This is a genomic window from Rhodococcus koreensis (assembly GCF_017068375.1).
GTDB lineage: Bacteria > Actinomycetota > Actinomycetes > Mycobacteriales > Mycobacteriaceae > Rhodococcus_F > Rhodococcus_F koreensis.
Genome location: NZ_CP070609.1, coordinates 7,469,255 through 7,490,239 on the forward strand (window position 1 = coordinate 7,469,255; position 20,985 = coordinate 7,490,239).

Consider the following 20,985-nt stretch of genomic DNA (forward strand, 5'->3'; position numbering starts at 1 on the left):
GGCTACATATTCGTCAGAAAGCGGCCGCCGGCCGGGCGGCGAAAATCTGGATGACAACTCGGTGAACGGGACGAAAACAGGCTCGTCGAACCTTTTGTCGTCCTTTTCCGGCCTCGCCGACGCGGAGGCCGCCGTCCGCAATTTGTCGGGTGCGTTGCTGGCGCGAGACGTCGTGACCATCCGCCGGATCGTCGTGCGGGCGGTCGCGGAGCGAGGATTCAGCTCCATGTGGACGACGGTGGTCGCTCCGGTGCTCGAATGGGCGGACGACGGCAGGAATTCCGACGCTGCCGCTGTGAGCGTCCGTGTCTTCGCCGAATGTGTCGCGGGGATTCTGTCCACGATGACCCTGGATGCACCGATCGGCGGCGGTGGCCGGGTCCTGCTCGTGCAGGTGCCCGCGGACACGCCGGACGCGGTTCCCGCGGACCCGTACGGTCTCGAATTCCGGGCCCTGGGCGCCGCCCTGGCCACGGCGTCGGTGGACACGCGGATCGCGCTGCCACTGTGCCGGTCGGCGTTGCTCGCCGCCGTGACCAACGCCGAACCGGACGTGATCGTCCTCTGGTTGCCCGCCGCCGGATGCGACGTACCTTCCCTGCTGCGGGCGATCCGCCGCAGGCGCACCGGGCTGACGGTGCTGGCGGGCGGTCCCGGCTGCCGGACACAGTCGCTACCACGGACGATCACGGTGCTGGGAGCGCTGGATGCGGCCGTGGGCGCCGTCGCTGCGGTCACCTGACCGGTGCGAGGGCGGGCGATGCGATGATCTCGGCGTGCCCGACTCCTCTCTCCGTTCCGCAGTCACGAATCCACTGATCCGCGCGGCGTTCGGCGCCGATCCGGGCGTGAGCCCCCTGCCGGAGTCGGACGTTCCCGTCGAACGCTGGATGCGGGCGGTGGCCTGGGGTGCCCGCGGGTACTACAGCCGATCCCGCGCCGAACTGGACGCCCTGACGCGCGGCGGGGTTGCCGAACCCGCGGTCGTCTCGCTCGCCTGGAGCACGCAGGCGTCGCTGCTGAGACAGCTCGGCTGGCACGCCGTGTCGTCCGGATTCGATGGCCGGGCCCTGGCCGTCGTCGGGACGGGTCCCGGAGCGTCGGACGGTGTTCTCGCCGTGGAGGCGCGGTGCGACGCAATGACGGGACTCGCCGCCGACGCGCTGGGGTGCGGCCGGCTCGCACTGGGCAGGCGGCTGCTCGATCGGTGCGCCGAGCACCTGGACGTGCACGCCCACGGCGAACTGTGGCGGCAGCACGTCCGGAGGCACTGGGTGAGCGCGGAGTTGTTCCTCGCGGACGGGGACTTCACCGCGGCGCGCCGCCACGCCGAGGCCGCGGCAGAAATTTCGGAGGCCGCCGGATCGGTCCGGCACCACGTCAAATCGGACCTGCTGCGGAGTGCGTCGATGACGGGGGAGTCCGATTCCGGTCCGGCGGCGCGGCTCGCCGCGGATGTGCTCGACCGCTGCGATCGGTACGGCCTGATACCCCTGAAGTGGGCGGCTGCGATGTTGCTGAGTGGTGTGACGTCCGACTCACGTGCGGAGGCGGTGTCCGAGGAGTGCGAAGCGCTCATCAGGGCGCGAGGTGGGCGCTTCCGAATCTGACACCGCTGATCGGGCCCCGTGGGCCCGTGTTGTTCACGAATCGGTGCGAATCCGGGCGAATACCGTTCGGTCCGCACCGTTACTCTTGGAGTGTTCCGCTGAGAGCGGGAGCACACCCATCGGGGGAGGTGCCACTGTAACGCCAGGATATTCAGCAACGATGACTAACACGAGCGAGGAGTTGGACTCCGCCGTCGCCGCTGCAACGCAGGGTGACCGGGCCGCTTTAGCTCTGGTCCTGGAAAACATTCGGCCCTTGGTTGTGCGTTACTGCAGAGCCAGGGTCGGTGCTGCGGAGAGGGGACAACTCTCTGCGGACGACGTGGCACAAGAAGTGTGCCTCGCCGTGATGACGGCCCTACCTCGCTACGAGGATCAGGGCCGGCCGTTCATGGCATTCGTCTACGGGATCGCCGCGCACAAGGTCGCCGACGCGCATCGGAACTCCGCACGTAACAAGTCGGAGCCCGTCGCCGAAGTACCTGATGTCGTCGCCAACGATGACGGACCCGAACAGCGGGCGCTGGACTCGGAAGCGAGCAGGCAGATGAACGAACTGCTGAGCACGCTGCCGGAGAAGCACCGGGAGATCTTGATCCTCCGGCTCGTGGTCGGTATGTCAGCCGAGGAGACGGCCGCGGCCGTGGGTAGTACCGCGGGAGCTGTCCGCGTGGCTCAACACCGAGCCATCGCGAAACTGAAAAAAGAAGTGACAAAGGCAGGTGAGAGGTTTGGCTAGGGGCATGAAGCGCAACGGCAATCCCGATGCCGATCTCCCAGGAGACGACGCACCGGTGGACGTCGCGGCAGTGCGCCGCGACGACGCATTGATCGACGCGATCGCCGGTGGCGGTCCCGTCGCAACGGATTCGCCGGAGCAATACGAGCTCGCGCTTCTGCTGACCAATTGGCGTGCCGACATCGTGTCGACGCCGATGCCGACCGGGCCGCTGCTCGACGACGTGATCGCGGCGATCGACGCCTCGGACAACGCCCGTTCCGCACGCAGCGCCGCCCGCGGCAAGCTCCGGCTGTTGCGACCCATCGCAGGCGCTGCCGCCGCGATCGCGGTCGTCATGGGCGGCGCCACCATCTTCTCGTACAACGCCGAACCCGGCGATCCGCTGTGGAGCGTCAAGTCGGTCGTGTTCAGCCAGCAGGCCGATTCGACCGTCGCGCAGATCGACACCACGTCCCAGCTGCAGGAGGCCGAACGGCTGATCGCCGCGGGCGACGCGGAGTCGGCGAAGAACCTGCTCGACGGCGCCGCCGACCGTGCCGGCGGGGTACGCGACGCCGACATGCGCAACGAACTCGACGTGTGGCGGGCGAAGCTGGCCGCGGAGGTCGAGAAGATCGCTCCCACCACGCCGCCGGCGACGACGGCGCCGGGAACCACCACAACCGGCGCGCCGACGCAGGCCACCGAGTTGCCTGCCACCGTGCCGGGGACATCCGGTTCCACGACGGTGCCGGGAGTCGGGCAGTTGCCGGGAACCCTGCCGACGGATCTGCAGATTCCGGGACTGCCGCCCATTCCGCTGCCGCAGCTGCCCACCTTGCCGCCGCCGCCGCCGCCGCAGCTTCCGCTTCCGCCTGAGACGATGCCGTCCACGAGCCCGGATCCGACAATCATGCAGTTGCCGATACTGCCGCCGGACAATCCGACCACGCAGCCGCCCACTCAGCAGCAGCCGTCTCAGCAGCCCTCGACGGTGCCGCTGCCCACCACGACGACCCCGGTCCCGGTGCTGCCGCCCACCAGCTAGCGGTTAGGCGGCCCACCCGCACAGACGACTGTGGCCCGACACTTCGCGTGTCGGGCCACAGTCGTCTGTCAGTACAGGGTTTGGATCGGGTTGTGCCGGATCAGGCGTCGAAGCCGTCTCCGTGCAAAGCGTCGTTCATCGAGGCGTCCGCGTAGCCGCGGCAGTAGTCCCATGTGACATATGCCTCGGGTGTCGGGTCGTAGGCGGGCTCGTGCGGGCGCACGGTGCCGTCGACCAGGAGCTGGAGGAGGTTGGCACGGAGCATGTCCCAATCGTGGTAGTGATCTTGCTGGCAGTCTTCGCAGCAGACGACGAGACCGCGGATCCCACGATGCGCCAGCAGCGCCTCGTACACGGCGAGGTCGGCCAGATCTTCCTCCACGGCGAGACGCTCATGGGGGTCGAGTGGCTGGCCCGGTTCGATCGCATCGAGAGCTGCGGACGGGTCGGCGGGGTCGCCGGCGAAGGGGTCCGGGGGCAGACCTGGAGGCAGTTGATCGCGCACAGCACCACGGTACGCAGGTCAGCCCGGTCTGCGCCAGCCGTTCGGCGTACGCCCAGCGTGGGTGGGCTCCGTGGCGATCACGTCGAGCCGATATCATGGTGTGCGGAGCTGGGAATATCGATCGTCGCTCCGGCCTTTCCCTGTATCCGTGTTCGCGCAAGTTTCACCAGATCGAAGATCTGAATGTCCGCAGACGGCGCCACCGGCGCTGCACCTATGTTCCATGGAGGGCCCGAACCGCATGACAAGTTCAGCAGGGCATGTACACACCGGCGGTGACGACCCGAACAAGGTCGCGATGCTGGGTCTCACGTACGACGACGTCCTGCTCTTGCCGGCGGCGTCGAATGTCATCCCCGGCCAGGTCGACACGTCCAGCCAGCTGACCAGGGACATCCGGCTGCGGGTGCCGCTCGTCAGCTCCGCGATGGACACCGTCACCGAGGCGCGGATGGCCATCGCCATGGCCCGTGCAGGCGGCATGGGCGTGCTGCACCGCAACCTGTCCGTCGAGGCGCAGGCCGGGCAGGTGGAGACGGTCAAGCGGTCCGAGGCCGGAATGGTCACCGACCCGGTCACCTGCAAGCCGTCCGACACCCTCGCCGAGGTCGACGCCAAGTGTGCGCGGTTCCGGATCTCCGGACTCCCGGTCACCGACGCGGCCGGACAGCTCGTCGGCATCATCACCAACCGCGACATGCGTTTCGAGGTCGACCAGAACCGCGCCGTGTCCGAGGTCATGACGAAGGCGCCGCTGATCACCGCCCAGGAGGGTGTCACCGCCGAGGTGGCGCTGGGACTGCTGCGCCGCCACAAGATCGAGAAGCTGCCGATCGTGGACGGCCAGGGCAAGCTCACCGGGCTCATCACGGTCAAGGACTTCGTGAAGACCGAGCAGCACCCGGACGCCACCAAGGACCGCGACGGCCGGCTCCTGGTCGGTGCCGCCGTGGGTGTGGGCGACGAGGCGTGGAGCCGCGCAATGGCTCTCACCGACGCCGGGGTCGACGTGCTCGTCGTCGACAGCGCCCACGGTCATTCGGCCGGTGTGCTGGACATGATCTCCAAGCTCAAGGCCGAGGTCGACGAGCGCGTGCAGATCATCGGCGGCAACGTCGCCACCCGCAGTGGTGCGGCCGCCCTCATCGAGGCCGGTGTGGACGCGGTCAAGGTCGGTGTCGGCCCCGGCTCCATCTGCACCACCCGCGTCATCGCCGGTGTCGGCGCCCCGCAGATCACCGCGATCCTCGAAGCGGTCGCCGCGGCCAAGCCGCACGGTGTGCCGGTGATCGCCGACGGTGGGCTGCAGTTCTCCGGCGACATCGCGAAGGCCCTCGCGGCTGGCGCGTCGACGGCGATGCTCGGTTCGCTGCTCGCAGGCACCGCGGAGTCGCCCGGTGAGCTGATCCTGGTGAACGGCAAGCAGTACAAGAGCTACCGCGGCATGGGGTCGCTCGGCGCGATGCAGAGTCGTGGGGCCGCCAAGTCGTATTCGAAGGACCGCTACTTCCAGGACGACGTGCTGTCCGAGGACAAGCTGGTCCCGGAGGGCATCGAGGGCCGGGTCGCGTTCCGCGGTCCGCTGTCCCAGGTCACACATCAGCTCACCGGTGGTCTGCGGGCCGCCATGGGCTACACGGGAGCGTCGTCGATCGAGGAACTGCAGAACGCGCAGTTCGTGCAGATCACCGCTGCGGGCCTGAAGGAGAGCCACCCGCACGACATCACGATGACGGTCGAAGCTCCCAACTACACCGCTCGCTAGCAACCAGTCACGATTCACGAGAAAGGGGCGCGCGTGCGCGACCTCGTTGAGATCGGCATGGGCCGAACAGCCCGACGAACCTATGAGCTGGACGACATCGACATCGTCCCCTCCCGCCGGACCCGCTCCTCCAAGGAGGTGTCGACGTCCTGGCAGCTCGACGCGTACCGGTTCGACATCCCGGTGCTGGCGCATCCGACCGACGCGCTCGTGTCGCCGTCGTTCGCGATCGAACTCGGCAAGCGCGGTGGCCTCGGCGTCATCAACGGTGAGGGGCTGTGGGGCCGGCACGCGGACGTCGAGGCGAAGCTCGCGGAACTCGTCGCGCTGGCGGAGTCGGACGTCGACGTCGAGGCGCCGATCAAGAAGCTGCAGGAACTGCACGCGGCACCGTTGCAGCCGGGGCTCCTGGCCGCTGCCGTGGCGCAGGTCCGCGACGCGGGTGTCACGACCGCCGTGCGGGTGAGTCCGCAGAACGCGCGGGCGCTGACCCCGCAACTGCTGGAGGCGGGCATCGACCTGCTGGTCGTGCACGGCACGATCATCTCCGCCGAACACGTCGCCCACGGCGACAGCGAACCGCTGAACCTGAAGACGTTCATCTCCGAACTGGACGTTCCCGTCGTGGCCGGTGGGGTGAGCGATCACCGCACCGCTCTGCACCTGATGCGCACGGGCGCGGCCGGGGTGATCGTCGGGTACGGCTCCACCGAGGGCGCCACGACCACCGGTGAGGTCCTCGGCATCGGTCTCCCGATGGCGACGGCCATCGCGGACGCCGCGGCCGCCCGCCGCGACTACCTCGACGAGACGGGTGGACGCTACGTCCACGTCATCGCGGACGGCGACATCACGTCTTCGGGCGACCTCGCGAAGGCGATCGCCTGTGGCGCGGACGCCGCGGTCCTGGGCGCACCGCTGGCCGTTGCCGCGGAGGCTCCCGGCGGCGGCTGGTACTGGCCGTCGGCCGCCGCGCACCCGTCGGTGCCGCGCGGCACGATGCTGCCGGTCTCGTTCGGTGACCGGCCGTCGCTGGACCGGGTCCTCACCGGCCCGTCGGACGACCCGTTCGGTTCCCTGAACCTGGTCGGTGGACTGCGCCGCTCGATGGCGAAGGCGGGGTACTCCGATCTGAAGGAATTCCAGAAAGTAGGCCTGACGGTCCGCGCCTGAGGCGTACGTCCGTCACTGCTTCTCTCGTCGCCCGATGTCGCATCGGTGCAGTTCAACTGCGCCGGTGCGGCATCGGGCGACGTGCGTTTGCGGGTATCGCGACCGTTCCTGATACCTCTCGTTACAGTTAAGGTAACCCTTGTGGCAGCTGTCACAACCGCCGGGTGCATACTGGCGAGTAATAAACTCAGGTTCGTTGGAGGTCGAGTGATGAGCAAGCAGCGCACAACGGATTACGACGTCCTCATCGTCGGTTCCGGATTCGGTGGCAGTGTCACCGCGCTCCGGTTGGTCGAGAAGGGGTACAAGGTCGGCATCCTCGAGGCGGGCCGTCGCTACGCCGACGCGGACTTCGCGAAGACCAGCTGGGATCTCAGGAAGTTCCTCTGGGCGCCCGCCCTCGGGTTCTTCGGCATCCAGCGCGTCCACTTGCTCCGCGACTGCCTCATCCTCGCCGGCGCCGGCGTCGGCGGCGGGTCACTCAACTACGCGAACACCCTCTACAAACCGCCTGCCTCCTTCTTCCAGGACAAGCAGTGGTCGCACATCACGGACTGGCACGACGAGCTCACGCCGCACTACGAGCAGGCCCGCAAGATGCTCGGCGTCGTCCAGAATCCGCACATGACCCCCGCGGACGAGATCATCAAGTCGGTCGCCGAAGACATGGGCGTGGGCGACACGTTCGTCCAGACCCCGGTCGGCGTCTTCTTCGGAGAAGCGGGCAAGACCGTGCCGGACCCGTACTTCGGCGGCGTCGGCCCCGACCGCACCGGATGCATCGAATGCGGCGAATGCATGACCGGATGCCGGCACGGCGCCAAGAACACCCTGCTCAAGAACTACCTGGGCCTCGCGGAGAAGGCCGGCGCGGAGATCATCCCGATGACAACGGTCAAGGGGCTGCGCGAGGCGTCCGACGGCACCTGGGACGTGTTCACCCGGCGCAGCGGGCCGCGGAAGAACCGGAACCGCAAAACGTACACCGCGGCGAACGTCGTCCTGGCCGCCGGCACGTGGGGCACGCAGCATCTGCTGTTCGACCAGAAGGAGTCGGGCGCGCTGCCGAAGATCTCCGACCGGCTGGGTGTGCTCACCCGCACCAACTCGGAGTCGATCCTCGGCGCCGCCAAGAACAAGGTGGACCCCGCGCTCGAGCTCACGAAGGGCGTCGCGATCACGTCGTCGTTCCACCCGACGCCCGACACCCACGTGGAGCCGGTGCGCTACGGCAAGGGGTCGAACTCGATGGCGATGCTGCAGACGCTGCTGACCGACGGCGGCGGCAGGCGGTGGATGACGTTCCTCAGGGAACTCGCGAACGATCCGACGGCACTGAAGGTCCTCACCCCGTACAAATGGAGCGAGCGCACCATCATCGCGCTGGTCATGCAGAACCTCGACAACTCCATCACCACGTACACGAAGAAGGGCCTGTTCGGCCGGCGCAAGGTCACCAGCAAGCAGGGACACGGTCAGCCGAACCCCAGCTGGATCCCGGCCGGCAACGAGGCGACCCGGCGGATCGCGGAGAAGATCGACGGTCGCGCAGGCGGCACCTGGGGCGACGTGTTCAACATCCCGCTCACTGCGCACTTCCTCGGCGGCTGCACGATCGCGTCGGAACCGTCGAACGGCGTCATCGACCCGTACCACCGGGTGTGGGGTTACCCGACGCTGAGCGTGGTCGACGGTTCGGCCGTGTCCGCGAACCTGGGCGTCAACCCGTCGCTGACGATCTCGGCGCAGGCCGAGCGTGCGGCGTCGCTGTGGCCGAACAAGGGTGAAGTGGATCTGCGTCCGGCGCAGGGGGAGGGATACCGGCGCCTGAACCCGGTCGCGCCGATCAAGCCGGTCGTCCCGGAAGGCGCGCCCGCCGCGCTGGTGCTGCCGATCGTCGAGATCCGAAACGGCTCGGTGCTGCCCGACACCCGGAAGCACGGCGTTGCATAGCGCCGGCGAGGGCCGGGTCGTGGGGTCGCGCAGACCACAGAGCTGCGCCGATTAGACTGATCCGGTGGCAGATATCGAGCAACAGAGACCGGTCCTCGTCGTCGACTTCGGCGCGCAGTACGCGCAGCTGATCGCCCGGCGGGTGCGTGAGGCCAAGGTCTATTCCGAGGTGGTCCCGCACACCGCGACCGTCGAGGAGATCGCGGCCAAGAATCCGCTCGCCGTGGTGCTGTCCGGCGGGCCGTCGAGCGTCTACGCCGACGGGGCGCCGCAGCTCGATCCGGCCCTGTTCGATCTGGACGTTCCGGTGTTCGGCATCTGCTACGGATTCCAGGCCATGGCCGGTGCGCTGGGCGGGACGGTCGCCCACACCGGCACTCGTGAGTACGGCCGCACCGACCTGAAGGTGCAGGGCGGTCTGCTGCACGAGGGGCTGCCGTCCAATCAGCCCGTGTGGATGAGTCACGGCGACGCGGTCACCGAGGCCCCCGAAGGCTTCGAGGTGACGGCCACCAGCGAGGGCGCACCCGTCGCCGCATTCGAGGACCGGGCCCGCAGGCTCGCCGGCGTGCAGTACCACCCGGAGGTTCTGCACTCGCCGCACGGCCAGCAGGTGCTCAGCCGGTTCCTCCACGAGATCGCCGGCATTCCCCCCGCCTGGACGGCCGCGAACATCGCCGACGCCCTCGTCGAGCAGGTCCGCGAGCAGGTCGGCGACGGCAAGGCGATCTGCGGACTCTCGGGCGGTGTGGACTCCGCTGTCGCGGCGGCGCTCGTGCAGCGCGCGATCGGCGACAACCTGACGTGTGTGTTCGTCGACCACGGCCTGATGCGGGCCGGGGAGCGTGCGCAGGTCGAGCAGGATTTCGTCGCCGCCACCGGCGCCCGGCTCATCACGGTCGACGCGGCCGACACCTTCATCGGTGAACTGGCCGGGGTGTCCGATCCGGAGACCAAGCGCAAGATCATCGGCCGCGAGTTCATCCGCAGCTTCGAGGGTGCCGTCAGCGACGTGCTCGGTGAGAATGCCGCGCACGGCGACACGGTCGAATTCCTCGTGCAGGGCACGCTGTACCCCGACGTCGTGGAATCCGGCGGCGGCACCGGCACGGCCAACATCAAGAGCCACCACAACGTCGGCGGCCTGCCCGAAGACCTGCAGTTCACGCTCGTGGAACCGCTGCGCCTGCTGTTCAAGGACGAGGTCCGCGCGGTGGGGCGCGAGCTGGGCCTGCCGGAGGAGATCGTGGGACGCCAGCCGTTCCCCGGCCCCGGGCTCGGCATCCGCATCATCGGCGAGGTCACCCAGGAGCGGCTCGACCTGCTGCGTCACGCGGATTCCATTGCGCGCGAAGAGTTGACGGCCGCCGGGCTCGACGGCCAGATCTGGCAGTGCCCGGTGGTGCTGCTCGCCGACGTCCGCAGCGTCGGCGTCCAGGGCGACGGACGCACCTACGGGCACCCGATCGTGCTCCGCCCTGTGTCCAGCGAGGACGCGATGACCGCGGACTGGACGCGACTGCCCTACGACGTTCTCGAGCGGATCTCCACCCGGATCACCAACGAGGTTCACGACGTCAACCGGGTCGTGCTGGACATCACGAGCAAGCCGCCGGGCACCATCGAGTGGGAGTGACGCACTGTGCGCGGTGGGCGAGTCGCCTGACTCGCTCACCGCGCACAGTGCGCGTCAGCGCCTATCGTCGCCGGTTGGGTGCGAACACGAGTACCACGCCGACCAGCACCGCGACCACCACGAACAGCCAGCGGAATTCGACGTTCGCGAGCGGCTCCAGCGAGAACGGCCCCGCGAGCGCCCATCCACTCACCAGCAGTGCTGCCACCCCCGCGAGGAGCAGGAGCGGTGACGGGCGCTTGCGCGTCCGGGTCTGCTCGCCGTCCTGAGTGTCGTCGACGTCATCCACGGCGCACCTCCATACTTCCGAACCGGACATCTGCATTGAGGGTCAGGACGTGACCGTCCGTTCCGTCGGCACCGCCGTCGAGACCGTCTGGGAGACACTGTGCGTCGCCGAACTGTGCGGTGCAGTGGTTCTCGACGTTCATGCCGGGCGGCAGGAGCACCACGACCTCACCGAACTGACCGCTGACGTCGACCGTCTTGTCCTCGGTGAGCGTGACGTTCCGGAGGTCGAGCGTGAAGCTGCCGAACCCACCGGAGTAGGCGGGTTCGATGTCGGCGGCCGTCAGGGGCACCCAGGTCCGGTCGCCCATGTTCTCGCTGTTCAGGTCGAGTGACCCGACGAGCGAGGCGAGGATCACGAAACCGATCAGCGGGCCTGCGACGACGAGAAGCCCGTAGCCCTTGCGCAGGAAGCCGCCGATCAGCAGCCCCACTCCGATGACGGCGAGCGCGACCGCGCCGATGCGACCGGGATTCAGCCAGTCGGATCCGGTGGCGACCGCCAGCGCCGTCGCTGCCGCGGCTGCGAGGATGGCCAGTCCGATCACCATGGTGGTCAGGCGGGAATGCGTGCGCTCCGGTTGCACTGCGGGAGTGCTGGTTCTGGCCGGCTCGGGCAGGTCCCACGCGAACGGAGCGACACCGAGCGGGTCCCATGCGGGGGGACGCGGTTCGAGCGGCGCGAACGGCGCCGACGGTGCGTCGACCCGCGGACCGGCGGTCGGGGACTTCTCGAACGACACCGGATCGGTCTGGGCGGCAGCGGTTTCGGGTTTCAGTGCCTCGGTGGGGGCCTCGCCGGTCGCGTCCGCCGGCTGCCCCGTGGTGGGAGGCGTGCTCGGCGTGTAGGAGTCGGGAAGCTTCGTGTACGGACCGTACGCACCCGAACCGTACGTGCCCGGGCCGAACGGGTTGGCGCCGAACTGTCCGGGCGAGAAACTCGTCCCGGGATAGCCGGTGCCGACACCGGGGGCGACGGCTCCGACGGGCGACGGCGGGGGGATCGGCTGCCGCTGGTACAGCAGCCACAGGCCGCCGAGCATCAGCGCCATGCTGATCAGCCCGGAGCCGCCGAGGCCGACGCCGAAGGGGCCGACGGTGCTCACCGCGATCGCCAGTGCGACGAGAAGGACGATGGTTTTGGTGCCCGAGTCGGAGCTGTGACCGCGTCCCATCAACGACTCCGCGGGGGAGGCCGGGTCGCCCGACTTCGTGAGGGCGAGCCAGCACGCCAGGTAGAGGAGCACGCCGGCGCCGCCGAAAATGGTGGACACGACGAACGCGACTCGTATCAGTACGGGATCGACGCCGTAGCGGTAGCCGATTCCCGCACAGACACCGGCGACGTGGCCACGGCCGGGCAACCGCACCGGTCGGGTCCGCCACAGATCCTGTATCTGCTCTTGGAAGCTCCCATTGCTCATACCACCATCGTTCCGGTCGCCGCATCGCGCGTACATCGGGAAGTACCCTGATCTTTCCGGTCGGGGTGGGCCGGAACGCGGCCCCAAGTCAGGGTCGGACCCTGATGCCGCGGCCCGGGGATCGTGCCAGTATCGAAGGTGTGCAACCTGTGAACACGTCCGCGGGCGGCGCCCAGTACGCGGGCGCCGTCACCGCGCCGGTACCGCCCGGCGGTCTCCCCATGCCGCGGCTCGAACGCCGGACCGGTGGCCGCATCGTCGGCGGCGTCGCAGGTGGTATCGCCGACCAGCTGGATGTCGACGTGATGAAGGTGCGGGTCGCGTTCGCCTGTCTCGCCGCGCTCGCCGGCGCGGGCATCGTCGGCTACGGGCTGTTGTGGATCTTCACGGCCGCGGGTTCGGACACGGAGAAGCCCAGTGCGTCCGAGCGGCGCAGAGCGTACGGGCTGATCGCGATCGGTCTGGCCGGTGCGTCCGCGTTGTCGTGGTTGTTCAGCGGCCGGGTCGGTTCGGTGATCGCACCGATCATCGTGGTGGCGGTCGGCGCGGCCCTGGTGTGGCGCGAATTCGATTCGGAGGGGCCGCGCACCGTCATCGGGCTGCCGCAGCGCCCCACCGTCCTCACCTGGGCGCGGGTCCTCGGTGGCGTGACACTGATCGTGTCGGGTCTCGGCGTGGTGATCCTCGCGCAGGTCGACTTCGCCGCGCTGCGTTCGTCGTTGCTGGCCGTGGTGGTCACCCTGGTCGGCGCCGGACTGCTGACCGTGCCCCTGTGGTTGCGGCTGTGGCGGGCGCTGGGGGCGGAGCGCGCCGCGAGGATCCGCAACGACGAGCGCGAGGAGATCGCGTCACACCTGCACGACTCCGTCCTGCAGACCCTGGCGCTGATCCAGAAACAGGCCGACCATCCCCAGGAGGTCGCGCGGCTCGCCCGGGGGCAGGAACGGGAACTGCGCAAGTGGTTGTTCGGTGGGGGAGACACCGACCATTCGAGCCTGGCGGAGGCGTTGCGCATCATCGCGGGCGAGGTGGAGGACCACCACGGCGTCACCGTGCGGCCGGTGACGGTCGGCGACGTGGCCCTCGATGTCGACGGCACCGGCGAGGGACTGTCGAAGGAGAGTTTCACGGCGGTGCTCGGCGCGACGCGGGAGGCTCTGGTCAACGCGGCCAAGCATTCCGGGGAGACCGACATCAATCTGTTCGCCGAGTCCGAGCGCGAGCAGGTCAGCGTGTTCGTCCGGGACCGCGGCGTCGGATTCGACGTCGACGAGGTGTCGCCGGACCGTCAGGGGCTGGCGAAGTCGATTCGCGGGCGGATCGAACGGCGAGGCGGGCACGTCGACGTGCGGTCCACGCCAGGCAAGGGCACCGAGGTGCGAATCCACATGCCGCGGAACGGCCGGACGCGCGCGGGAGCGGGGGCCGCCGACAGCGCGGACACCGGCGTCGAGGACGTGCCGTTCAGTCAGGGCGCGTGAGCACTACTTTCGTCGTGTCGGTTCCCCTCGTGCGCAGCGCCTGCTCGCTGCTGTCCTCGTGAGGGGTAGTGTTCGCCCGCGACGCGACTGTGGGGGTCGTGCGGTCACACCGTGCTGCGGCGGGGTGCGACGCGAGACGTCAAGGGGGGATTCATGTTCGACCGTGAACGCCTGCGGGTGCGTGAGCAGGAACTGCAGGGTCAGATCGATTCGATGCTGGCCACGCTCGACCGGCAGACGCAGGATCTGCATGCCGCTCAGCGACAGGTGGCACAGCTGCGCGTTACGGGTGAGTCCGCCGACGGGCTGGTGCAGGTGGTGGTGAACTCGGTCGGCGGGGTGGTCGAGGTGCACCTGGCACCGGACGCGTTCCAGCGCTCCACCCCCGAATCGCTGGGACGCGCGATGACCGACGCCGCCGCCGCGCCGGCGAGGCCGCGCACGCCGAGTCGATGCGCATCATGGGATCGATCGTGTCCGCGACCGAGACCCTGCCGGATCTGCCGGACCTCGTTCCCGACCCCGACGACGGGTCGTGGAATCGGCCGCTGCTGCGGGACGGCTGGCAGTGAGCGCGCAGCTGTGGGTGGACCCGGCGCATCTGCGCGGCGTCGCACCCCGATTCGATGCCCTGTCGCAGCGGATGGCCGAGGTCGCCGCCACCCTGACCGCGACCCTCGACGGTGAGGGCGAGTGCTGGGGCGCCGACGAGACCGGGACGACGTTCGCGAGCGGGTATCTGCCGTCCGCGGACGCGGCCGAACACTCGCTGGGGTTCGCCGTCGCGGCGCTGGCAGCGGTCGGGTCGAAGCTCCGGAGTACCGCCGACTCGTTCGACGACACCGACCACGGCACCGCGTCCAGCCTCGCCGGGCTGTTCTGATGGGCCATCGACGAGGCCGATGCCGCGATCCGGTCGGCGTTGTCCGGTGTCAGTGGTGACGTCGAGACCGCGATGGCGAAGGAGTGGATCGGCGCGGACGGTGCGTTGCGTGAGTTGTCGGGGTTGTTCCACGAACTCGGTGACACCCTGGACTGGTCGGCCGACGACCCAGTGCACTGAACGGCACTCAGCATGAACGGCATGCTCGGCTCCTACGTGCAGGAGGAGACCGTGGGCACACCGAGGTTCGGCGACGCCGTCGTCGAGTGTGGCCGGGGGGACTGCGGGGCTCGCCGCGGTACCGGCGTGGATCGTCGTCTCTTTCGCCCACCGGACCGATTCCAGGCGCGATTCCATGCGACGTTCGGCATGTGGATGACGGGTCTGTGCGTCGTGCGGCCGGAGGACGGAACGTGGCCGAGCTTCGGATATCTGGTGAAGGCCTGGTTCCGAAGTGTCTTTGCCATCGTCGAATCGGATATCGCCACGGACGGCGAAGACGGGATGCCCGCGGTGGTGCGGCGATCTGGTGAATCGTGCGACACGCTCTACAGTGGGGTGACACTACCGCCCACGCCGAGGAACAGCCGCAGTGACTTTGCCTGAAACACCCCCGTACCGTGTCTTTCTCGTCGACGATCATGCCGTGTTCCGCTCCGGTGTCCGTGCCGAGCTCGGTAGGGAAGCGGACATGGAGGTGGTGGGCGAGGCGGGCGGTGTCGCGGAGGCGGTGTCCGGGATCAACGCCACCTCGCCGCACGTCGTCCTACTCGACGTCCACATGCCCGACGGCGGCGGTGTCGCGGTGCTGCGGGGCATCGAGTCGGGTCCGGTGTGCCTGGCGCTGAGTGTGTCCGACGCCGCCGAGGACGTGATCGCCGTGATTCGCGCGGGCGCCCGCGGGTACGTCACCAAGACGATCTCGGGGGCCGAGCTGGCCGACGGCGTCCGCAGGGTCGCCGGCGGTGACGCCGTGTTCAGTCCGCGGCTCGCGGGTTTCGTGCTGGACTCCTTCACCGGACGTTCCAATGCTCCTGAGCCGCAGCTGGATCCGGAGCTGGATTCGCTGACGCCGCGGGAGCTGGAAGTGCTGCGCCTCCTCGCCCGCGGTTACACGTACCGCGAGATCGCCGAGGAACTGGTGATCTCGGTGAAGACGGTCGAAACGCATGCGTCGAACGTGCTGCGGAAGACGCAGCAGTCCAACCGGAATGCGCTCACGAGGTGGGCGCACCGCAGGCGGATCGACTGACGTCCCCGGGGGTCAGGGCTGCGCGAGCAGGACGATCACGGCCACGAGCACGGCCAGGATCAGGATCGCGACCATGACACCCATGGCGATCGGCGCCCACGCGACCACCTGGTCGCGGACGGTGGGGGCCGGCGAACCCGGAGCGGGCTTCGCCGGGCGCGGAGGCCACTGCAACCGGCCGAGCGGACGCGGCACGTTCTTGAGCGGGGTGCTCTGATGCACGGCGGGCAGACCGGCCTGCGTGGAACCGACCAGTTTGCCGCGGCGCCGTGAGTCGGGCAACGGTGTCGAACGGTGAGCCCACGCCGGGATGGTGCCGTCCGCGGAATAGACGGGCGAGCCGACGAGGTGCGCGACGTTGCCGTCCCCGGCCATGGCCACCCGGGCCAGGGCGTCGCGGGCCTCGGCCATCGTCGGACGACGCGCCGGGTCGGGTTCGAGAAGATGCAGCAGCGTGTCGGTGAGGGGTCCGGCCTTGCTCGGTCGGTAGATCTCGGCCTTCGCGACCCGGTGCAGGAGTGCGATGGAATCGGAGTCGATCCCGAACGGCGGCTGCCCTTCGACGACGGTGTACAGCGTGGACCCGAGCGAGAAGACGTCGCTGGCCTCGGTGGGGTCCTGGCCGCGGGCGACCTCGGGGGAGAAGTACGCGGGCGTGCCGGTGATGACCCCGTTCGCGGTGTCCGCGGAGTCGCCCTTGGCCCGGGCGATACCGAAGTCGCTGATCTTGACGGTGCCGAGTTCCCGGCCGCGGTCGGCGACGAGGATGTTGCCCGGCTTGATGTCCCGGTGCACGATCCCCGCGGCGTGGGCGGCGGTGAGCGCGTCGGCCACCTGTGCGCCGATCTGGGCGACCTCGAGCGGGGGCAGGGTGTCGGCGATGTTCATCGCCTGGGCGAGGCTGCGGGACGGCAGGTATTCCATGACGAGCCAGGGCTCCCCGGCCTCGAGCGCCACGTCGTACATCGCGATGGAATGCCGGTGCGCGAGTTTGGCGGCGTTGCGGCCTTCCCGCATGGTGCGGTCGCGGACCCGGCGGGCCTCGTCGGGGTCGAGTCCGGCTGTCGTGGTGACCTGTTTGATAGCGACTTCGCGGTGCAGCAGGGTGTCCCGTGCGAGCCAGACCGCGCCCATTCCGCCGCCACCCAGTTTGGACCGCAGGCGGTACCTTCCGGCCACCAGGTATTCGGGTCCGATGCCCCTTTCGCTCTGCTCCTGCTCCATCACGCGTTCAGGTTAGAGGATTGTGCGGACACGGGACGCGCGGCCGTCCTGACCTGGTCGTTCGGCGTCCACTTGACGGGCATGCACGGACCCGCTTTACTGGGAACGGGTTCGAAAATATGTTCGAACAAAGCGTCTGTTCGAGCCGCGTCTTCCCCGTGGTTGCCGACCGCTGTTGGTGCCGAGTGTCAGGGGTGTCGAGTTGGTTGAAGTGGCCGGCGAGCCGGGGTTGCCGGTGCCGGGGGCTCCCGAGTTGTCCGGGCTGTCCCGGCAGGAGCGTCTGGACTACCTCCGGCGACGGATGGCCGCCGTTCCCGCACGCGGGGAATCGGTGGCGAGCCGGGCCCCGGTGGAGGGCGGATTTCCTGCGACGGGCACGTCCGCGGCTCCCGATTCCCACGCCGCCGGGGTGCTTCCGGTTCCGGCCGCGCTGGCAGGCCTCCTTCCCCGGGGCGGGCTGGTGCGCGGTTCGGTGGTGTCGGTGTCGGGTGCCACCTCGCTCCTGCTGGGGTTGGTTGCGTCCGTGACCGCGGGCGGCGGTCACGTCGCGGTGATCGGGCATCCCCGGCTCGGGGTGCTGGCCGCGGTCGAGATGGGCGCGCAACTGGAACGGCTGGCCCTGATCCCGGACCCGGGCGCCGATCCGGTGGAGATCGCCGCGGTGCTGCTGGACGGAATGGACCTGGTGGTGCTCGGGCTGGGAGGGGCGTCGGTGGCGCCGTCCCGGGCGCGTGCGGTGGTGGCCCGCGCCCGGAGCAAGGGGGCGACCCTGGTCGTCACGGACGGGCACTGGGACGGCGCGGAGATGCGTCTGGAGGCGCGGGTGCACGGTTATGCCGGGCTGGGCAACGGATCTCAGGACGGGGGCTGCAGGCGATTGCGGTCCCTCAGCCTGGCAGTGTACGCCCGGGGGCGGTCGTTCCAGCCGCGCACCACCCGGCTGGACGTGCGGTCGGCGCAGGGCCGGGTGGAATGGGTGAGTGCTCCGGAACCGATGGTGTCCCTCGGGAACGTCCCCTTCCCGGATCCGGTGGAGGTGGTGGGCCTGTGAGCCGGGTGCTGGCGTTGTGGTGCCCCGACTGGCCCGCGGTCGCGGCGGCCGCCGCCGCGGATCTCCCGCCCACCCATCCGGTGGCGGTGACGTCGGGCAACCGGGTGATCGCCTGCTCGGCACCGGCCCGCGCGGACGGGGTGCGGCGAGGTCTGCGCCGCCGCGAGTCCCAGGCCCGGTGCCCCCGGTTGCATGTGGTGGCAGCCGATCCCGACCGCGACGCGCGACTGTTCGAGCCGGTCGCCTCGGCAGTCGACGCGGTGGCACCCGGCGTCGAGGTGTTGCGGCCCGGTCTCGTGGTGCTGTCCGCTCGCGGCGTCGCCCGGTATTTCGGTTCGGAGGAGGCCGCCGCGGAACGGCTGGTGGACCAGGTGTCGGCGGTGGGGGTGGAATGCCAGGTCGGTATAGCTGATCAGCTGTCCATGGCCGTGATCGCCGCGCGCAGAGCAACTCTCGTGCCACCCGGCGAGGGGGCGGCCTTCCTGGCGCCGCTCCCGATGCGGGAACTTGCCGCGGAGCCGAGCCTCGCGGCGCCGCATCGCGGGGAGCTGGTCGATCTGCTGCACCGGCTCGGGTTGCGCACAATCGGTAGTTTCGCCGCGCTGTCGGCGGGCGACGTGGCGTCGCGGTTCGGAACCGATGCGGTGCTGGCGCATCGGGCCGCGCGCGGTGAGCCGGAGCGTCCCCCGTCGGGGCGGTCGCTGCCTCCGGACCTGGATGTCGAGGAACGGTGCGATCCCGTCATCGAACGGGTCGACGCCGCCGCCTTCGCGGGACGGGCGTTGGCGGAGAAGCTTCATCGCACGCTGTCGGACGCCGCGGTGGCCTGCACCCGGCTGTCGATCTCGGCGAGCACCGGCAACGGTGAACAACTGTCCCGGATCTGGAGGTGCGCGGAACCGCTGACCCCCGAGGCGACGGCGGACCGGGTGCGGTGGCAGCTGGACGGGTGGCTGACCGGGCGCAGCGAGAAGCGGCCCACCGCCGGTATCGCCGTCCTGCGGCTCGAACCGGTGGAGGTGGTGGCGGCAGGCGCCCTGCAGTTGGGGCTGTGGGGTGGGGTCGGCGACCAGGACAAACGGGCCCGGCGGGCCCTGGTGCGGGTGCAGGGCCTGCTCGGCGGGGAAGCCGTGCAGGTGGGGGTCCTCAGCGGTGGGCGGGGACCGGCGGAGCGCATCACGTTGCTGCCGTTGGGCGACGAGTTGATTCCTCGCAACGATCCGTCGGAGCCGTGGCCGGGCACGTTGCCGGAACCGGCGCCCGCCGCGGTGCTGACCGCGTATCCGGAGGTGTGGATGTCGGACGAGCGGGGTATCGCTGTGACGGTCACGGAACGTGGTGTGTTCAGCGCGCCTCCCGCGCGGCTGCGGTGGGGGAGCAGAGAGTGGGCGGTGTGCGGATGGGCCGGACCGTGGTCGGTGGACGAGCGGTGGTGGGACCCTCCGGCGGCGCGGACGGCGGCCAGGGCGCAGGTGCTGCTGGAGGAGTCGCGGGCGCTGCTGGTGATCTGCACGGCAGGCCGCTGGTCGGTGGAGGGAATCTACGAGTGACACCTCCATGAGTGACACAGGACGCGCGCAGGCATCGCTTGCGGACCGGCCGTCCGAAATGCTTTGCTGTGCAGAGGGTCGCGTGCCGGTGGCGGACAGCGTCAGGCATGGAGGCCGGCCACAGTCGCGTCGTCGGCTCGTGGCATATCCCGAAAGGGTCGAATGTGACCATTTCCTTTAACCACACCATCGTCGCCGCCAAGGACAAGCAGGAGTCGGCGACCTTCTTCACCACGCTGTTCGGGCTGCCGGACGCCGTGCCCGCCGGACATTTCCTGGCGGTCGCCCTCGACAACGGGGTGTCTCTCGACTTCGCGGAACCACCGATCGAATTCCAGCCGCAGCACTACGCGTTCCTCGTCGGGGAGGACGACTTCGACCGGATCTACGGCCTGATCGTCGAGTGGGGTCTCGACCACTGGGCGGATCCGCGGCAGACGCTGCCGGGCACCATCAACACCAACGACGGCGGCCGGGGCGTCTACTTCCTCGACCCGTCCGGACACTACCTGGAGATCATCACCCGCCCGTACGGGTCGGGCCGGTAGTCGCGGCCGGGTTGCCGGTGCTCGCTAGTCTGGACTCTCGTGGAGACGAGCAGGACTACCCCGACGCGCACCGGCATCGAGATCGCCTACCGGGACAGCGGTGAGCCGTCGGTGGCGGGGTCGGCGGACGTCCCTCCCGTGCCGGTGGTGCTGGTGCACGGGATGGGCGGTGACGGCGGCACCTGGCACAGATTCGCCCGCGCACTCGTCGCCCGCGGGCGACGCGTTCTCGTCCCGGATCTGCGGGGGCACGGTCGCAGTGCCCGCGCCGCGTCGTACCAGTTCGAGGAGTTCGGCGCCGACGTGGTGGAGGTGTGCGACAACCTGGGGCTGACGAGAGTGGATCTCGTGGGGCACTCGCTCGGCGGTCATGCCGCGTCGCTCGCGGCGCAGGCCCGACCCGGACTGGTCCGCCGGCTGGTGATCGAGGAGGCCCCGCTCCCGTTGCGTCCCGGTGACCCGGAACAGGTGTTCGCGAACCGGCTGCCGTCGCTGCCGGAACTCTGGCACGCGACGACGAGCGTCATCCGGCATCCGCGGGCCGTGTTCGCCTTCGACCGGTCGATGACGGGCTCCGCGATCGAACAGTTCCGCCGCCCGGATCCGTTGTGGTGGGACCGATTGCCGGGCATCGAGGCCGACACGCTCATCCTGCGCGGTGGACCGGGCGGGATGGTCGACCCGCACAAGCTCGAGTCCGCGGTCGCGGCGATACCGAAGTGCCGGGTGGTGGTGTTTCCCGGCGGGCACAGCATTCACCGCGACCGGTACGGCGAGTTCGCGGCGCAGGTCCTGCCGTTTCTGATGCAGCCCCAGACGAGCTGACAAAAAGTCCGAAAATGTAAACCGCAGCGGCCTCGACAGGACTAGCGT

20 protein-coding genes and 1 pseudogene are annotated in these 20,985 nt (G+C 69.5%); 17 read left to right on the forward strand and 4 right to left on the reverse strand.

Annotated features, from left to right (window positions below; all coding sequences use genetic code 11):
- Nucleotides 1-61: 61 nt before the first annotated feature.
- The 4 genes from JWS14_RS33730 (at nucleotide 62) to JWS14_RS33745 (ending at nucleotide 3,379) form a co-directional block, all read left to right on the forward strand.
- Nucleotides 62-742, forward strand: a complete 681-nt coding sequence (locus JWS14_RS33730; protein WP_241031701.1) for a transcriptional regulator — start codon at nucleotides 62-64, stop codon at nucleotides 740-742.
- A 34-nt stretch (nucleotides 743-776) separates the two neighbouring features.
- The gene (locus JWS14_RS33735; protein WP_072945827.1) at nucleotides 777-1,610 is read left to right on the forward strand and encodes a hypothetical protein; all 834 of its coding nucleotides are present in this window, start codon (nucleotides 777-779) and stop codon (nucleotides 1,608-1,610) included.
- Nucleotides 1,611-1,770: 160 nt separating this feature from the next.
- Nucleotides 1,771-2,349, forward strand: coding sequence for a sigma-70 family RNA polymerase sigma factor (locus JWS14_RS33740; RefSeq protein WP_072945778.1), 579 nt, complete (start codon nucleotides 1,771-1,773; stop codon nucleotides 2,347-2,349).
- Nucleotides 2,333-3,379, forward strand: a complete 1,047-nt coding sequence (locus JWS14_RS33745) for an anti-sigma-D factor RsdA (RefSeq protein ID WP_206015199.1) — start codon at nucleotides 2,333-2,335, stop codon at nucleotides 3,377-3,379. The genes JWS14_RS33740 and JWS14_RS33745 overlap by 17 nt, the downstream gene beginning before the upstream one ends.
- A gap of 100 nt (nucleotides 3,380-3,479) precedes the next feature.
- On the opposite strand, the gene JWS14_RS33750 is transcribed toward JWS14_RS33745, so the two are convergent.
- Nucleotides 3,480-3,884 (reverse strand): DUF5319 domain-containing protein, encoded by a 405-nt coding sequence (locus tag JWS14_RS33750; RefSeq protein WP_005239778.1) that lies wholly within the window; start codon nucleotides 3,882-3,884, stop codon nucleotides 3,480-3,482.
- A gap of 241 nt (nucleotides 3,885-4,125) precedes the next feature.
- On the opposite strand from JWS14_RS33750, the gene guaB reads away from it, so the two are divergent.
- The 4 genes from guaB to guaA all read left to right on the forward strand — a co-directional run bounded on the left by guaB (nucleotide 4,126) and on the right by guaA (nucleotide 10,411).
- Nucleotides 4,126-5,649: an IMP dehydrogenase gene (gene guaB, locus JWS14_RS33755; protein ID WP_005239781.1), complete on the forward strand. Its 1,524-nt coding sequence runs from the start codon at nucleotides 4,126-4,128 to the stop codon at nucleotides 5,647-5,649.
- 33 nt (nucleotides 5,650-5,682) lie between these two features.
- Nucleotides 5,683-6,822, forward strand: coding sequence for a GuaB3 family IMP dehydrogenase-related protein (locus tag JWS14_RS33760; RefSeq protein WP_072945780.1), 1,140 nt, complete (start codon nucleotides 5,683-5,685; stop codon nucleotides 6,820-6,822).
- A 210-nt stretch (nucleotides 6,823-7,032) separates the two neighbouring features.
- Complete coding sequence (locus JWS14_RS33765) at nucleotides 7,033-8,775, forward strand: GMC family oxidoreductase N-terminal domain-containing protein (RefSeq protein ID WP_206015200.1); 1,743 nt, start codon at nucleotides 7,033-7,035, stop codon at nucleotides 8,773-8,775.
- Between the two features lie 64 nt (nucleotides 8,776-8,839).
- Nucleotides 8,840-10,411 (forward strand): glutamine-hydrolyzing GMP synthase, encoded by a 1,572-nt coding sequence (gene guaA, locus JWS14_RS33770; RefSeq protein WP_206015201.1) that lies wholly within the window; start codon nucleotides 8,840-8,842, stop codon nucleotides 10,409-10,411.
- Between the two features lie 61 nt (nucleotides 10,412-10,472).
- On the opposite strand, the gene JWS14_RS33775 is transcribed toward guaA, so the two are convergent.
- Nucleotides 10,473-10,700, reverse strand: a complete 228-nt coding sequence (locus JWS14_RS33775; RefSeq protein ID WP_072945785.1) for a hypothetical protein — start codon at nucleotides 10,698-10,700, stop codon at nucleotides 10,473-10,475.
- A complete protein-coding gene (locus JWS14_RS33780; protein WP_206015202.1) occupies nucleotides 10,693-12,159 on the reverse strand; it encodes a PspC domain-containing protein in 1,467 nt (488 codons plus the stop codon). The genes JWS14_RS33775 and JWS14_RS33780 overlap by 8 nt, the downstream gene beginning before the upstream one ends.
- Before the next feature lie 68 nt (nucleotides 12,160-12,227).
- Here JWS14_RS33780 and JWS14_RS33785 point away from each other — a divergent pair, with 68 nt between their 5' ends.
- The 5 genes and pseudogenes from JWS14_RS33785 to JWS14_RS33805 all read left to right on the forward strand — a co-directional run bounded on the left by JWS14_RS33785 (nucleotide 12,228) and on the right by JWS14_RS33805 (nucleotide 15,739).
- A complete protein-coding gene (locus JWS14_RS33785; RefSeq protein WP_072945790.1) occupies nucleotides 12,228-13,604 on the forward strand; it encodes an ATP-binding protein in 1,377 nt (458 codons plus the stop codon).
- A 213-nt stretch (nucleotides 13,605-13,817) separates the two neighbouring features.
- Nucleotides 13,818-13,961: pseudogene (locus JWS14_RS50295) on the forward strand (YbaB/EbfC family nucleoid-associated protein); the annotation flags it as partial.
- Nucleotides 13,962-14,172: 211 nt separating this feature from the next.
- A complete protein-coding gene (locus JWS14_RS33795; protein ID WP_206015203.1) occupies nucleotides 14,173-14,487 on the forward strand; it encodes a WXG100 family type VII secretion target in 315 nt (104 codons plus the stop codon).
- Between the two features lie 39 nt (nucleotides 14,488-14,526).
- Nucleotides 14,527-14,667: a hypothetical protein gene (locus JWS14_RS33800; RefSeq protein WP_206015204.1), complete on the forward strand. Its 141-nt coding sequence runs from the start codon at nucleotides 14,527-14,529 to the stop codon at nucleotides 14,665-14,667.
- A 412-nt stretch (nucleotides 14,668-15,079) separates the two neighbouring features.
- Complete coding sequence (locus JWS14_RS33805) at nucleotides 15,080-15,739, forward strand: response regulator (protein ID WP_015889975.1); 660 nt, start codon at nucleotides 15,080-15,082, stop codon at nucleotides 15,737-15,739.
- A gap of 12 nt (nucleotides 15,740-15,751) precedes the next feature.
- Here the strand turns inward: JWS14_RS33805 and JWS14_RS33810 are convergent, their stop codons facing one another.
- Entirely contained in the window at nucleotides 15,752-16,963 is a 1,212-nt protein-coding gene (locus tag JWS14_RS33810) for a serine/threonine-protein kinase (RefSeq protein ID WP_206016243.1), read from the reverse strand.
- A gap of 211 nt (nucleotides 16,964-17,174) precedes the next feature.
- Here JWS14_RS33810 and JWS14_RS33815 point away from each other — a divergent pair, with 211 nt between their 5' ends.
- The 4 genes from JWS14_RS33815 to JWS14_RS33830 all read left to right on the forward strand — a co-directional run bounded on the left by JWS14_RS33815 (nucleotide 17,175) and on the right by JWS14_RS33830 (nucleotide 20,937).
- A complete protein-coding gene (locus JWS14_RS33815) occupies nucleotides 17,175-18,014 on the forward strand; it encodes a hypothetical protein (RefSeq protein WP_206016244.1) in 840 nt (279 codons plus the stop codon).
- Complete coding sequence (locus tag JWS14_RS33820; protein WP_206015205.1) at nucleotides 18,011-19,564, forward strand: DNA polymerase Y family protein; 1,554 nt, start codon at nucleotides 18,011-18,013, stop codon at nucleotides 19,562-19,564. The genes JWS14_RS33815 and JWS14_RS33820 overlap by 4 nt, the downstream gene beginning before the upstream one ends.
- Nucleotides 19,565-19,728: 164 nt before the next feature.
- Nucleotides 19,729-20,112, forward strand: coding sequence for a VOC family protein (locus JWS14_RS33825; RefSeq protein ID WP_015889979.1), 384 nt, complete (start codon nucleotides 19,729-19,731; stop codon nucleotides 20,110-20,112).
- A 39-nt stretch (nucleotides 20,113-20,151) separates the two neighbouring features.
- Nucleotides 20,152-20,937: an alpha/beta fold hydrolase gene (locus JWS14_RS33830; protein WP_206015206.1), complete on the forward strand. Its 786-nt coding sequence runs from the start codon at nucleotides 20,152-20,154 to the stop codon at nucleotides 20,935-20,937.
- The last annotated feature ends 48 nt before the right edge of the window (nucleotides 20,938-20,985 follow it).